The 15,037-nt window shown below is 36.3% G+C and carries 15 protein-coding genes; all 15 read right to left on the bottom strand.

The annotated features are described in order from the left end of the window. Positions 1–20: 20 nt before the first annotated feature. Positions 21–962, bottom strand: coding sequence for an oxygen-dependent tRNA uridine(34) hydroxylase TrhO (gene trhO, locus AC4BD1_RS05445; protein ID WP_206908923.1), 942 nt, complete (start codon positions 960–962; stop codon positions 21–23). A gap of 191 nt (positions 963–1,153) precedes the next feature. Then, on the bottom strand, positions 1,154–1,525 hold the full coding sequence (locus AC4BD1_RS05440) for a VOC family protein (protein WP_490467187.1): 372 nt from the start codon (positions 1,523–1,525) through the stop codon (positions 1,154–1,156). 197 nt (positions 1,526–1,722) lie between these two features. Next, positions 1,723–3,114: an L-cystine transporter gene (locus AC4BD1_RS05435; RefSeq protein ID WP_206908918.1), complete on the bottom strand. Its 1,392-nt coding sequence runs from the start codon at positions 3,112–3,114 to the stop codon at positions 1,723–1,725. Between the two features lie 216 nt (positions 3,115–3,330). Beyond that, positions 3,331–3,717, bottom strand: a complete 387-nt coding sequence (locus AC4BD1_RS05430) for a DUF1149 family protein (protein ID WP_490485949.1) — start codon at positions 3,715–3,717, stop codon at positions 3,331–3,333. A gap of 55 nt (positions 3,718–3,772) precedes the next feature. Beyond that, the gene (locus AC4BD1_RS05425) at positions 3,773–4,390 is read right to left on the bottom strand and encodes an HAD-IA family hydrolase (RefSeq protein WP_490486018.1); all 618 of its coding nucleotides are present in this window, start codon (positions 4,388–4,390) and stop codon (positions 3,773–3,775) included. A 45-nt stretch (positions 4,391–4,435) separates the two neighbouring features. Then, positions 4,436–5,104: a 2,3-bisphosphoglycerate-dependent phosphoglycerate mutase gene (locus AC4BD1_RS05420; protein ID WP_206908916.1), complete on the bottom strand. Its 669-nt coding sequence runs from the start codon at positions 5,102–5,104 to the stop codon at positions 4,436–4,438. 12 nt (positions 5,105–5,116) lie between these two features. Continuing rightward, positions 5,117–5,542, bottom strand: a complete 426-nt coding sequence (locus AC4BD1_RS05415; protein WP_490485948.1) for a hypothetical protein — start codon at positions 5,540–5,542, stop codon at positions 5,117–5,119. A gap of 75 nt (positions 5,543–5,617) precedes the next feature. Beyond that, positions 5,618–6,289 carry an LCP family glycopolymer transferase gene (locus AC4BD1_RS05410; protein WP_490467185.1) on the bottom strand — a complete coding sequence of 224 codons (672 nt, stop codon included), beginning with the start codon at positions 6,287–6,289 and terminating at the stop codon, positions 5,618–5,620. Between the two features lie 615 nt (positions 6,290–6,904). Continuing rightward, positions 6,905–7,033, bottom strand: a complete 129-nt coding sequence (locus AC4BD1_RS05405) for a hypothetical protein (protein ID WP_067481724.1) — start codon at positions 7,031–7,033, stop codon at positions 6,905–6,907. A gap of 278 nt (positions 7,034–7,311) precedes the next feature. Next, positions 7,312–8,094 (bottom strand): ETX/MTX2 family pore-forming toxin, encoded by a 783-nt coding sequence (locus AC4BD1_RS05400; protein ID WP_490467291.1) that lies wholly within the window; start codon positions 8,092–8,094, stop codon positions 7,312–7,314. 1,146 nt (positions 8,095–9,240) lie between these two features. Beyond that, entirely contained in the window at positions 9,241–10,608 is a 1,368-nt protein-coding gene (gene rlmD / locus AC4BD1_RS05395; protein WP_206908908.1) for a 23S rRNA (uracil(1939)-C(5))-methyltransferase RlmD, read from the bottom strand. 119 nt (positions 10,609–10,727) lie between these two features. Then, positions 10,728–11,771 carry a diacylglycerol kinase gene (locus AC4BD1_RS05390; RefSeq protein WP_206908906.1) on the bottom strand — a complete coding sequence of 348 codons (1,044 nt, stop codon included), beginning with the start codon at positions 11,769–11,771 and terminating at the stop codon, positions 10,728–10,730. Positions 11,772–11,781: 10 nt separating this feature from the next. Next, on the bottom strand, positions 11,782–13,212 hold the full coding sequence (gene gatB / locus AC4BD1_RS05385) for an Asp-tRNA(Asn)/Glu-tRNA(Gln) amidotransferase subunit GatB (protein WP_206897771.1): 1,431 nt from the start codon (positions 13,210–13,212) through the stop codon (positions 11,782–11,784). Further along, positions 13,209–14,681 carry an Asp-tRNA(Asn)/Glu-tRNA(Gln) amidotransferase subunit GatA gene (gene gatA, locus AC4BD1_RS05380; RefSeq protein ID WP_206908904.1) on the bottom strand — a complete coding sequence of 491 codons (1,473 nt, stop codon included), beginning with the start codon at positions 14,679–14,681 and terminating at the stop codon, positions 13,209–13,211. Before gatA ends, gatB begins: the two co-directional genes overlap by 4 nt. Then, positions 14,681–14,986: an Asp-tRNA(Asn)/Glu-tRNA(Gln) amidotransferase subunit GatC gene (gene gatC / locus AC4BD1_RS05375; RefSeq protein ID WP_067484390.1), complete on the bottom strand. Its 306-nt coding sequence runs from the start codon at positions 14,984–14,986 to the stop codon at positions 14,681–14,683. The genes gatA and gatC overlap by 1 nt, the downstream gene beginning before the upstream one ends. Positions 14,987–15,037 lie beyond the last annotated feature (51 nt).

The following is a 15,037-nucleotide window of genomic DNA, read 5'->3' as shown; positions in this document are numbered from 1 at the left end:
TAACGATTTGAACCTTTGATTTATTTGAAATTTGCCACCAAGATTTCTGCAATTTCTGTATCTGTTAACGAATGTTCTTTAAGGTAACGATTATGTGGATGTTGCGCACATTCTTTTGAACATGCTCCAAGATGTCGCGCTTCATTTTCTACCGAAGTCAAAAATTGACGATTGCATTCAGGATTTGCACAATTCACATAGCGCTCACAAGGTGTTCCGTCAAACCAGTCTCTACCAACTACTCGTTTATCGACATGATTGATTTCAACCGCAATTCGTTCATCAAAGACATACATTTGTCCATCCCATAATTCACCTTGAACTTCGGGATCTTTTCCATATGTCGCAATCCCACCATGAAGCTGCCCAACGTCTTTGAAGCCTTCTCGAACTAACCAGCCAGAAAATTTTTCACAACGAATCCCACCTGTACAATAAGTAACGACACGTTTGTCCATAAATTCTTCTTTGTGGTCGCGAATCCATTGAGGTAGTTCTCTAAAACTACGGATCTCTGGTCGAACAGCCCCACGAAAATGACCTAAATCATATTCATAATCATTTCTTGCATCAATCACAACAGTTTCTTCATCAAGAATCGCTTCTTTAAATTCTTGCGGTGATAAATAAGCTCCTGTAGTATCTTTCGGATCGATGTCCTCCTCAAGTTTGAGAGAAACCAGTTCCGAACGTGGACGAACAAACATTTTTTTAAATGCGTGTTCAGGACTTGGGTCGATTTTGAAGAAAGTATCAGCAAAACGTACATCTGCTTTCATTGCATCCATATAAGCAGTCGTATCTGCAATTGTTCCTGACAACGTGCCATTAATTCCTTCCGTTGCGACAAGAATCCTCCCCTTCAAGTTCAATGACTTACAAAAGGCTAAATGTTCCTTCGCAAACATTTCTGGATCTTCAATCGTTGTGTAATTATAATAAAGTAAAACTTGGTAATTCATACTGTGACATCCCTTCATTCTAATGATTCCCAAATAGTATAAGAAAGGATCAGTTATTTGACGACTTATTTGCTTGTGTATTTTTACGCAAGATTGAATAGTAAACGCACATAAGTTTACATAATAATTTTATAATCAAAAGAAAGAAAACTTTTGCAGATTCTATGATAGCCCTCTACAAAAGTTTCAATTTATTTGCCAGTCACTGCAAAATAATTACCATCTGGATCAGCAAAATTAAAAACGTATTCTTCACCGATTTGGACTAAATCACCCAGTGTGACATTATTTGTTTGCATTTTTTTATATAAACCAAAAACATCTTCACTTGCAAACATTAAAGAAGGTGAATTTGACGCAACCTCTGGTGAATGTGCCTCGATAAATTTACGATCATACAAAACTAATTTCGCTTGTGCGTCAACTGCTGGACCAATCTCAACAATCAATGTGCCATCCATTTCTTGTCGATCTAATTCTGCAAAACCGTTATTTGTCCAAAATGCTGCATTTTTTTCAACATCATCGACATAAAGCATGATTTTTATTTCATTTGTAAACATTTTGTTCCTCCTAAAGCCATTTTAATGGTGAATAATCGTTGCTAGTTTACCATATCCTCCTCATAATCTCTAGACTTGTCTATTTAAATGAATGTTTTTCGTTTGTATTTTCTCGTTTTCACTTTTCGGAATATTTACTTTTATAAATAAAAAGCTAACTATCGAAACGATAGCTAGCTCTAATTTTTTCTTAAGCTTTATGCATTTACATCAATGACTTTAGTTTCATCATTGATGACATCACGATCCAAATCATGGATACGAGCACTTGTAACAATCCCAGCTACCATACTACCACTAACGTTTGTTGCAGTACGAGCCATGTCGATCAATGGTTCTACAGAGATAACTAAACCGACGATTGCTACCGGTAAATTCATTGCGCCTAGCACGATTAATGAAGCAAATGTTGCGCCCCCACCAACGCCAGCGACACCAAATGAACTGATCGTTACAATCGCTACTAGCATTAAAATAAATTCTAAGCTAAATACATTAATACCTGCAGCTGGTGCAACAATTGTTGCTAACATTGCTGGATAAACTCCCGCACAGCCATTTTGCCCAATTGACAAACCAAAGCTTGCAGAGAAGTTCGCTGTTGCATCGTCAACCCCAAGAGCTTTCGTTTGTGTTTCAATATTTAACGGCAATGCACCTGCACTAGAACGTGAAGTAAAAGCAAAACTCAATACTGGAAAAGCCTTTTTGAAGTAATTAATTGGATTCACTTTGACTGACATCAAAATGAGCGAATGAACAATTAATACAGCAAGCAAAGCAATATATGAAGCTAGTACAAATTTGCCTAAGTTCACGATTGCTACAAAGTCACTTGTAGCCATGACGTTTGTCATCAACGCAAGTACGCCATATGGTGTTAAGCGTAGAACTAGTGTCACGATTCGCATAACTATTTTATATAAACTATCAATCAAATCTGAGAAAAACGCTGCTTCTTTTGGTGCTTTACGTTTAATCCCAAGATAGGCAACACCAACAAATGCAGCGAAAATCACGACACCAATTGTACTTGTTGGTCGACTCCCCGCTAAATCAGCAAAAACATTTTTAGGAATAAATGATAAAATTTGTTGAGGAATAGATAAGTTCTCAACCGTTTCTTGTCTAGTAGCTAATTCAGCAATACGTGCTGTTTCAGCTGCTCCTTCAGTAAATTTTGCCCCTTGTAAATTAAAGAGCATCGTTGTCCCAATCCCAATTAGTGCAGAGATTGCTGTCGTCGCTAACAACGTTGTTAAAACTGTGGCGCTGATTTTACCTAATTTTTCCGAAACTTTCATTTTGGTAAATGCACCGACAATCGAAATGAAAACCAATGGCATAATTAACATTTGCAAGAAAGCAACGTAGCCATTCCCAACAATTCCAATCCAATCCATTGATTGAGTAACAATTTGATTATCGACCCCAAAGATAAGTTGCAGTAGACCGCCAAATACGATCCCGATACCTAGCGCTGTGAAGACGCGCGTTGAAAATTTAGTATGGCGCTTTTGCATACGATAAAACACATATAATAATGCCGCAAAAACTAGAACCACTAAAACTGTGATGAGTGTTGTCATTTTTTTCCTCCTTAAAATTTTTTAATGACAAGTCCATCAAAGGAAGTAAAGGTTCCCGGGAATGATTCTTCAACCATTCCCCTGAAAAAAACTTGTATTTTTTCAGTGACTCGTTCATTTTAGCTCATTTTTTGCCAAATGGCATGCCTTTTGCTTACATTTAGTAATAGAAAAAGAGCAGTAGCGATAGTTTTAAGCTATCACTATTGCTCTTTCTTATGCTTCTTTTTCTGATTGAAAATTCAATTTGATACCTGGTTCATCTAAAGCAATCTCTGTAATTTCGTATGCCATACGACTAACAATGTCAAATAAAGGTGCGACTAACTCATCCACTTCTTCTTGTGTAACATCTGCCTGTCCTTGAACTTTACGATTCAAGATGTGATTGATTTGACTAACACTTCCAGATAGTACATATTGGTCAAATACTAAGCGGAACTCTAAACGAGCACCTACAATACTATGTTCTTCTGGGTAATTTTCAATCGTTTCATTCAACGGCGAAAAACCAACTTTTAAGTCAGTTTGGATTTCTTGATCTTTAGGTTTTTGATCGTAGTGAAAAGCCTCAACCACTTCTTTTTGTCTTCTAATTTCCATATCATCACTCCTCTATAAAAATTATAGCATATGAAATTTGAAAGCGGACAATATTTTAAATAATCTCTGGTAATTCAATGATTTGCTTCAATTCATTCACCACATAGGTTGCAGGAATATCACCTAAAAAATGATCGATATCATATAAGCAAGTGGCAATTCCCGCGTTATTCCCTGCTTCAATGTCTAAGCGACGATCACCAATCATCATTGCTTCTGTTTTTTGTAAATGAAATTTTTTAATAATCGCATGCAATGAAGAAGGATCCGGTTTTCTAGGAAATTCTTGATCTATTCCAACAACTTCTTCAACCAATTCGTCTAGCCCAAAGTCTTTTAAAAGTTTCCAAGTTGAATGAGTTAAACGATGTGTCAGGATAAAGTGTCGTCCGCCGTGTGCTTTCAACTTTTCTAAGACCAATTTCGTATCTTGAAAAGGTGCTGATACTTCTTGACTCTCTGTTTCATAGCGATGAAATAGTGGAGTAAATTTTTCCTCAGATAACTGATAGCTTTGCCGTAATTGACTCGTTGAATACTTTTTCATCACAAAATAGATTTCTTTTTTATCCGCTGTAATCCCAAAATCTTGTAAGGCACGCCAAGCACCATCAACCATTGCAGGATATGTATCAAATAATGTACCATCAAAGTCCCAAATAAAATTCTTTATCATTGCTCCTACTCCTCTTTTTTTCGCACAAAGTATATCAAGTCTTTATAAAATCTTTTTATCAATGATCGTTAACTGTTCGTCAAACGTGTATTGGATTGGTTGCGCATTGGGAATATCAATCGTATCCATTAGATTTTCTGGTACATTCTCCAAGTATTTTGTTAACGCACGTACACTGTTTCCGTGCCCGACCACTAAGAGGTTTTGTTGCTCACGAAGTTTTGGTGCAAGTGAATCTTCCCACAACGGTATCAGACGTTTAACCGTCATTTCTAAGCTTTCTCCATGAGAAATCAAACGAGGATCCAAGAAATCGTATCTTCTATCCAAGTGGTTTTCTTTAGCAAGTGGTGGTACTTCACGATAGTCACGACGCCAAATTTTGACTTGTTCTTCTCCATAGATAGCTTTCATTTCGTCCTTGTTTTTACCAACTAGTTCACCATAATGTCGTTCATTTAAACGCCATGTTTTAGTAATTGGAATCCACAATTGCCCCATTTCTTCTAAAGCGAATTGAGCTGTTTTGATTGCTCGCTTTAAAACTGAAGTGTAGACAGCATCAAACGCTAAACCAGCTTCCTTCATTTTGTTCCCTGCTTCACTCGCTTGCTGCGCACCTTTCGCAGTCAATGCTACATCCAACCACCCCGTCCAATAATTCTCGAAATTCGCTTCACTCTCACCATGACGCAACAAAACCATTTTCATTTTTTTCACTCCCTATACATTTGTTTCAAATCGTGTACCGCATTTTTTACAAGTTACTCGAATTTTTCCACGACCTTGTGGAGCACGTTGCTTTTGTTGGCAATTTGGGCAAGAAAAATACGTGTACGTTTGGTAAGCCGTTTCCTTGTTTGTCTTTAGTTTTCTTTTGGTGACCGTTTGAAAAAAGTTCCGTACTGTTCGCCAGTTTTTTAAAAAACGTTGATTTTCATTCAATCTTGGATAAATTTTAGTTGATAAGAAACGATAAAACAAAATTCCTAAAAACAGTAAAGAGAATACTCTGCCAGACCCATAAGGCAGCCAGCGACTTAATAGACTAAACAGAAGCGACAAGATCAGTAAAAAGCGATTCAATTCGTCAAATTTTGCATATCTTCCTTTCATGAGTTGTTGATATTTTTGATACATTTTAATCATTCATTGTAACCAAACTTGAGCCATTTTCTCCTCCATTGACTATTTAATAGAATAAAAAGTGCAAAAGGAAAAGCCCTAATTGGCTTTTCCCATAGTTACTTGATGCAACATATTTCGATTTTTTGTAAAGTCGATTACGATTACTTTTTTCTCTTCAGCTCGTTTAACTACCCGAAACGTGTCTGCTAAAGGCAATGAAAGTTTTCGCGATGGTAATTGTTGAACTTGTAAATAACGATGAACCAGTGACAAAATCTGGGGAAATTGAATAGATGTATGCATCAGATTAGGATACTTTTTCAAAAGTTGTGTAGTTTTCAAAAGATTTCTTTTTTTGCTCAGTCGTCTCAAAAAACTTTTCAAAATCTTTTGTTGTCGTTTGAAAATCGAAAAAGAATTCTCCTCATCGACTCGATAACGCATCTGATGTTGCAACTCAGCTGTACTTAAATGCACAGTGCCCTCCTCAGTTTCCACATCAAGACCTGTTGGAAATAAATCTGTGGTTACTCGATCCCACTCTGTCAATGAGATTTCGATAAATTCTTTGACTGGTAAGTCAAGCTCCTTTTCAAAAAAATCTAGGATAGCTGACATACCTTTTGTTTGATAAACTTCCCCTAAGGTTAATCCCTCTAAATGGAATTCTGGTGAAAAATGCAGTAACGTTTTTTCTTCATTTAATTGAACATAAATAAAAGTGGAACGTTCAACTGATTCATCTTTTAAAACAACTAAAAAATTCATTTTTCTCCTCCTTTACTTCCTTTTTAAAATAGCATACTTCTGCTAAAATGTCAGACAGATTCTAGGATTTTTCCAAAATTTTATTTTTTCGTAATGAGTTGCTAAAGATCAATAAAATTCTCTTTTACTTATGAAAAATTCACTCATTTATTCTTTCCAACACTGATGATATTATTAGATTCACCTACACAATCTCACGATAATGCCGCCCACAGTTCAACTAGATAAGTCCAAAAAATAAGACTGGAAAAAGGATAAATCCAAATTGTGGTTTCAAGATCATCATTATCGGCACGATTCCAACCAGCACAACATTCAATAGACTGATGTACCATTTTTTCAATGCCACATATATAGCTACCTTGAGAATCGACCTAACAGATGCTTTGGGATTCTTGACCTGAAAATAATAACTATTTAACTGAACGGCTACAAGCATAATGAATAAAAGAAGCAAGAAGGGAATGAGTACGTTCAAGAAGTAAGAAAACTTTTGGCCGAGTGCTCCGCCAATTTTGAGTATATTCTACTTAATTTTAAAGGAGTAGCTTCAACCTGTTTATACAAAAAGGAGTGATGACAATTCAATTGTCATCACTCCTTTTAATTTATCGATTATTTATTAAAGATTTTAGGTCCTTTACGCATGTTTCGGCGATCATTTTTAGGTGTATCTTTTTGTTCTGATCTGCCTCCGCCTTGTTTCTTTTTAATTAGTTCTAACATTTTTTCTTTTGAATTCATTTTTATTCCACCTTTATTTATCTTGCAATAGTAGCAACTTTCTCCTTGTTTAATATACAACAAAAAACAAGTAAAATCATTCTTTTTTTCGGTGTGGCTAAAAAAGAAGTGCAAATCAATCAACTACCTTTGCTATTGACGAACCATAACTCTTGCTTTTTAACGTAACATAAGTAGTTCTGATCACATACTTACAAAAAAAGCTTTGTTTGATGAAAACTATTATACATTTTCTCACATGTACCCAAGCAACTCGGTGAAATAATTTTTCACAAAAATTATTTCACGTTCGTGACGTCAGCAGGAACCCTTGTGACAGTCCCACTAGTTAAGTCATGAGCTTCTAAAAAGAAACCTGAGCCATAACTAATCTCATAGTTACCTGCTCCGATCTTATGATGGGCAGAATTGCTACTGGCTCTTTCCCAATTTGAACGATCCTCAGTTATGTATTTTTTCCAATAACTATTGTAAAAAATATTGGTATTACCTACGACATCTCCTAAGCCATATCCTAGACGATTGCCAGTAGAAGTTTTCTTATAAGGAATCATCGCACTAACCTTTTCCTGTAATTTTACCGTTCCTGTCGCTTTGCCAGTATAAAAAATCCAATTTACAACCACCTTATGCCCAGCTTTGACTTTGATTGGTTGACCAGGCACTGTCCAAGATTTAAGAGTGGTCTGAGTTTCTGAATTACTATTCGTAAATGTATACTCAGCCGATACCTCTACGGATGTTTCGCCAATCATCGGTAACTCAATTTTGGTTGAAGCCTTAGTTCCTACCTTCGATGAATGTGTTGTTGTTGTAGTAACCGAATTTGTATGAGACTCCGTATATGACGGTGTATAGAATGTCTGATCTTCCGAAGTATCATTATTAAAAGTACTACTATTCACTGTCCTAGGCGTATGTTTCACGACAAGGTCATTATTATTTCCGACAAGATAAGTATCACTCGAAACATTCCAAGGATTTGTCTCGTCACCTGATAACTTCTCACTATAGGAAATATCTCCCCACTGGTACATTTGAAAAGAAAGCGCGTATGACATGACCGACAATTTATCGTGATCTGCTTCACTGAGTCTCTCATTCAGTTTAGTGCTCTCTCTGCTAAACGAGGTAGCGCTTACATCATTGTTTATAGTAATAGTAGATAACAGGCCAACAGATATAATCCCAATTTTAGTTATTTTACTCCACATGTTTTATTTCCTCCATTTTTTGATTACTTTAAACGAGTCATTCAAGTGTTATTTGATATTTCTTACACCACTCCTCTACTAAATTCTCTCAATTTTTTAAGAATAACTATGTATAAAAAATAATTGAACGCTGTTCATAATCATGTGAATGAACGTTTCTTTCGTCCATAATCAACATCTCTTAAACATTATTTTAACACACGTTTCTCTTTTTATTAAAACAATACATCTTCCAACAATTGTTATTTAATTAGGTGGATATTTCTTACTTGATCATTCTTATTTTATTTCTTCACTCTTCTCACAAAATAAAAAATGTAGCTATGTAAATAGATATTATCTAAATGTTTTGCTAACTTCACTGCAAAATTTTTGAATGATGTTATGATATAAATATTTTTCTTAAGCTCTGGATTAGTTTTAGTAATTTTTTTAATTTTATCTTAAAGAAATTCAGATTACTCATAAAAATATTTATCAACTGCTTTACCAAACCTCTCTTACATTTCGCTTTATCAACCGATTCATTCAATGGTTTTTTCCCTGGACCATTAGTTCATCATAAGAAATTTTATTTGATATTGAAAACATAGGATTTTTAGATCGGTGATGAACTTAACACGGAATTCCAATCCAATTATTCTCATCTCTCCAAAATCTATTTGACGTATTGCGTCAACTAAAGTTTGAGTAGATGATTTTGAAGAAATAAACTGTTTTTTGTTTGTAGTGTAAGAAAAAAGCTTTGATTGTAAATTACGATACTCTTTAGTAAACCGAAGATTATTTTTTAAAGATATGCATATTCTTGATTAAAATCAAAAGTATCACATAGAAATAGTTTTCTTTTTCATTCATACAAATTTTATTTTCTAAATCCTCTAATTGTTCCATACTTTTTTCTAGCCAACACAAAAAAGCACAGAATTGATAACCTAAGAAAGTTTCCCTTAATTATCCTTCTGCACTTTAATTAGTGAATATTTTTAAATTTTACTTGTGAGTAAGTAACGCCACCAGCTCCACATGATGCGTTTGTGGGAATAAGTCAACAGGTTGTACTTTTGTTGTTTCATAACCTGCTTCTGCAAATAATTTTGCATCACGCGCAAAAGTTGCTGGATTACATGAAATATAAACAATTCGAGAAGGGTTCATTTCAATTGCTGATTCAATGAAACTTCCATCTAATCCTTTACGTGGTGGATCAACCATAATAACAGAAGGCTTAATTCCTTTATCTTGCCACTTTTTCATTGCTTTTTCAGCTTTACCCACTTCGTAATGAGCATTTTCGATTTTATTAGTTAATGCGTTAAACTGTGCATCTTCAATCGCTTCAGGGATGATTTCCATTCCATAAACTTCCGCAACACGATCAGCTAAGGATAAGCCAATGGTCCCGATTCCTGAATAAGCATCGATTACAACATCTTCTTTGGTTAAGTTCGCAAAATCAATTGCTGTTTGGTAAAGATATTCTGCTTGTTGTGTATTCACTTGATAGAATGATTTCGCAGAAATTCTGAATGTCTTTCCTAATAGTTGATCTTCAATGTAATCTTTTCCAAATAAAACAACTTCTTTTTTACCAAAGATGACATTTGTTTTCTCTTCATTGATATTTTGAATGACTGAAACAACTTCTGGTAATTCTTCATGAATCACTTTAGCAATCTCTTTTGCTTTGAAGAATTTTTCTTTACGTGTCACTAAAACAACCATCATTTCATGTGAGTAATGTCCACGACGAATAACGATATGACGAATTTGTCCTTCATTTTTAGCTTCATTATACGCACGAACTTGGAAACGTTCTAAGATGTCACGCACAACAACGATTGCTTTATCGATTTCTGGATCTTGAATATAAAAATCTGTAATCGAAACTAAATCATGGCTGTTTTTCTTATAAAAACCGGTAGCCAAATGACCATCAATTTTCCGAACAGGGATTTGTGCTTTGTTTCGGTAAGCAACTGGTGAAGCCATACCTACTACTGGCAGAACAGGTACTTCTGGTAACTTCGCAATTTTTTCCATCACATTTTCAACTTGGTGTTGTTTGAACACTAATTGTTTTTCATAACTCAAGTGTGCAAGCGGAGCAATACCTGTACGAATCAACGTTTTATCTTCAACAGGTTGACGATCCGGTGAAGTCGTTAACCAGTTTTCTACTTTTGCATAGCCAAATTTATTTCCTGCCTTTAATACAAGAACTTCTACTTCTTCTCCAGGTAGCGCATTTTCGATAAATAATGGGTAGCCGTCAATTTTCGCAACACCCATTCCTTCATAACTCAAATCAATAATTTTTACGGTATAACGTTCATTTTTTTTCACTGTTTGTTCGCTCATTGTTTACTCCTTTAACTTCTTACTTTTCTAATTCTGACTCTACTATAAATTATTGTTTTTCACAATAACTAAAACCGGTACTGACCTCTAGGTTCCTAGTATCAGTACCGGTTGTCTGGCTATTTTTCCTCGTCAGCAATCTTACCATCGCCGTCAATATCTTCGTCTGTTAATCGTTCGACTTCTTTCACGAATTCTTTGCCAACCTCTTCGAATTCTTCTTCTTCTACACCCGTGATAGCGGCATCGGGAATCTTATCCGTATTCGCAAAAAATTCAATATGTTGATGTAAATTTGAGAAATGCATTGGTGCATCGCCACCGTATTCACCATCTAAGTTGATCATTACCGGACGATTTGTATCATCTTCCGTTTCAACATATAACTCGCTTGTCTTTGTATAAATCACTCGATGATCTTCGACATGACGGCCACCATTCAACATCAGTGCTGCAATGTGTAAAATTTCAAAAATATTGGCTGTTTTGACGATAATCAATGAAAATTTCCCATCGTCAAGCTTTGCATCCGGAGCAATTTGCTCAAAGCCACCGACTGAATTCGTTAACCCTAAGAAAAACATGGATGCATTTCCAATATATTCTCCTTCATCGTACTTCAAACGCATTTTGATTGGCTTCACTCGAGGTAACATCTCTGCTCCTTTTGCGAGATAAGCCAAGTAACCAAAAATACTTTTTAGTTCAGATGGTACTTCATAAGTTAACTCCGTTAAGTAGCCACCTGCTGCAATATTGATGAAGTAACTGTTTTCGGCATGACCAATATCCATTTTCACAGTCTGGTTTTTTTTGATGACTTCGGCAGCTGCCTTAATATTGTCACGAGGAATTTTTAGTGCTCGTGCATAATCATTCGTTGTTCCAGCGGGGATAATCGCCATTTTAGGTCGTTTCTTCAATGGTGCGATTCCATTCACAACCTCATTGATTGTTCCATCTCCACCTGCTGCTACAACCAAGTCAAAACCTAATTTTCCGACTCTGGTTGCTTCATTTTTTGCAGAGTTTTCTTCGGGAGTTGTTGCATAAGCACTTGCTTCATAACCTGCCTCTTCCAGTGCTTGAAGAATATCAGCGAGGTTTTTTTTCAGCAATTCTTTACCTGAAGTTGGATTATAAATGACACGTGCTTTTTTCATGATTTTCCTCTTAACGTTTCGTCAATTCATCTTTTAGTAGTTTGTTCACAACGCCTGGATTTGCTTGTCCTTTTGTTGCTTTCATGATTTGTCCTACTAAGAAGCCGACTGCACGATCCTTTCCGTTTTTAAAGTCTTCAACAGATTGTTCGTTATTATCTAAAATTTCATTGATAATTGGCAGTAATTGACTTGGATCAGATAGTTGGATCCAACCATTGGCTTCAACGACTCCTTGCGCGTCGCCACCTTTTGCAATCAATTCACGGAAAACTTTTTTTGCGATTTTTGAACTGATTGTTCCATCAGCAATCAAACGGATCATGCCTGCTAAGTTCTCTGGTGTCAATTGTGTTTCTGCTAATTCTAGTTTTTCACTATTTAAGTAGGCAGAGACTTCACCCATCAACCAGTTAGAAGCTTGTTTTGCATCTGCGCCATTCTCTAAAGTTGCTTCAAAGAAGTCAGACATTTCTTTCGTTAACGTCAAGACCATTGCATCATACTCAGGTAACCCAAAGTCACTGATATAACGTTGGCGACGTGACGCTGGTAATTCTGGCAATGTCGCTTTAACACGTTGAATCCATTCATCATCAATCACAAATTTTGGAATATCTGGTTCTGGGAAGTAACGGTAGTCACTTGAGCCTTCTTTGACCCGCATCAAAATAGTTTTATTCGTTGTTTCATCAAAACGACGAGTTTCTTGTTGGATTTCGCCACCAGAAAGTAAAACTTTTGCTTGACGTTTTTCCTCAAAAGCCAGTCCTTTTTTCACAAATGAAAGTGAGTTCAAGTTTTTTAATTCTGCTTTTGTTCCAAATTCTTCTTGACCATAAGGACGCAAAGAAATATTGGCATCACAACGCATAGATCCTTCTTCCATTTTCACATCACTAACTTCAGTGAACTGGATGATTGAACGCAATGCTTCAAGATAAGCATATGCTTCTTCTGGTGAACGCATATCTGCTTCTGAAACGATTTCGATTAGTGGTGTTCCTTGACGGTTTAAGTCAACGTATGAATAACCACCGATACCGTGCATGTTTTTCCCAGCATCTTCTTCTAAATGAACACGTTCGATTCTAATTTTTTTCTTTTGTCCCTCAACTTCAATCTCGATCCAACCATCGTGACCGATTGGTTGGTCAAATTGTGAAATTTGGTAAGCTTTTGGATTATCAGGATAGAAATAGTTTTTGCGGTCAAAATGTGTATCTTTTGAGATTTCACAATTCAATGCTAAAGCAGCTTTCATTCCAAACTCTAAAGCTGCCTTGTTCATTACTGGTAGCACACCAGGATAACCCCAGTCAATCACGTTCGTATTGCTGTTAGGTTCTGCTCCAAAATGCGCAGGCGCTGGTGAGAAAATTTTAGAATTTGTTTTTAATTCAACGTGGACCTCAAGTCCAATGACTGTTTCGAAGTTCATTCGCCTTGCCCCCCTAGAATAGCAGGTTGTTGCTTATGAAATTCAGTTGCTTGTTCAAAAGCATACGCTGCTTGATACATTGTTTTTTCTTCAAAATAATTACCGATTAATTGTAAGCCAACAGGAAGACCTTCTGAAAGCCCAGCCGGAATGGACATACCAGGAAGTCCTGCTAAGTTCACAGGAATCGTTAAAATATCGCTCATATACATCGTAATTGGGTCATTGATATTTTCACCGATACCAAATGCCACAGTTGGTGAAGATGGTCCAATGATTAGATCATAATCAGCAAAAACTTTTTCAAAGTCTTGCTTGATTAATGTCCTTACTTGGCCAGCTTTCTTGAAATAAGCATCATAATATCCTGCACTCAATGAGAATGTTCCTAGCATGATTCGACGTTTTACTTCGTCACCAAAACCTTCTGAACGTGAGTTAACATACACATCTTCCAAGTTTTTCACATTTTCAGAACGATAGCCGAATCGAATACCGTCGAAGCGTTGCAAGTTTGAACTTGCTTCAGATGAAGCGATGATATAGTATACTGCTACACCATATTTTGAATGTGGCAAGCTTACTTCTTCCACCGTTGCACCTAATGAACGGAATGTTTCTGCTGCTTTCAACACAGCTTCTTTGACGCCAGGCGCTACACCTTCACCAAGGTATTCCGTTGGCAAAGCAATTTTCATTCCTTTGATATCACCAGTCAAACCTTCAGCAAAGTTAGGTACAGAAACACCTGATGAAGTTCCATCTTTTTCGTCATAACCGCTGATGGCTGTTAATGCTAATGCATTGTCTTTAACAGTTCTTGTCATTGGTCCAATTTGGTCTAATGAAGAAGCAAATGCAATCAACCCGAAACGTGAAACACGTCCATAAGTCGGTTTCATCCCGACGATCCCGTTAAATGCAGCCGGTTGGCGAATACTTCCACCTGTGTCGCTTCCCAGAGAAACAGGAATTTGACCAGAAGCAACTGCTGCAGCAGAGCCACCTGATGAACCACCGGGCACTTTAGAATGATCCCAAGCATTTTTCGTTTTCTTAAAGTAAGAAGTTTCTGTACTTCCGCCCATGGCAAATTCGTCCATGTTTAGTTTACCCACAGGGATCATATCTGCTTGATATACTTTATCCATGACCGTTGCATCATAGATTGGATCAAAATTATAAAGGATTTTTGATGCAGCTGTTGTTAACAAATCTTTTGTTACAATGTTGTCTTTGATCCCAATTGGAATACCTGCTAACACATTGTTTTCATCGATTCCTTTTTCATCTAATGCTTTTGCTAATTCAAGTGCTTTTGCTTCATTCAATGTAATAAATGCTTCGATTTCTGGTTCTGTTTCTTTGATACGTTCAAATGTTGCTCTCACTAAATCTTGAGCAGTAATTTCTTTAGAAACAAGCATATCATGCAATTCTTCTAATGAACGGTTGTATAATTCTGTCATTACGCGCCAGCCTCCCCATTATCAATAATTGCGGGTACCTTAATGAAACCATCTTCAGATTCTGGCACATTTTTTAATAATTCATCGCGACTCCAACCTGCTTGTGCACGGTCTTGACGCATTACATTCACTGTTTCTACTACGTTTGATGTGAATGGAACACCTTCTGTATCTACTTCTTCAAGCATTTCCACCATATCAATGATCTTACCTAATTGGTCTGTAAAACTTGCAAGCTCTTTTTCATCAAATGCAAGTTTTGCTAATTTGGCAACGTGTTTGACTTGTTCTTCACTAATCGCCATACTACCCCTTCTTTCTTAAACGAGTTAAAAACTTTGCTCTCTATTCTACCA

This window comes from Enterococcus sp. DJ147D b (assembly GCF_058216655.1).
The sequence above is the reverse complement of the archived record's forward strand: the minus strand, read 5'-3'. Positions and strand labels throughout refer to the sequence as shown.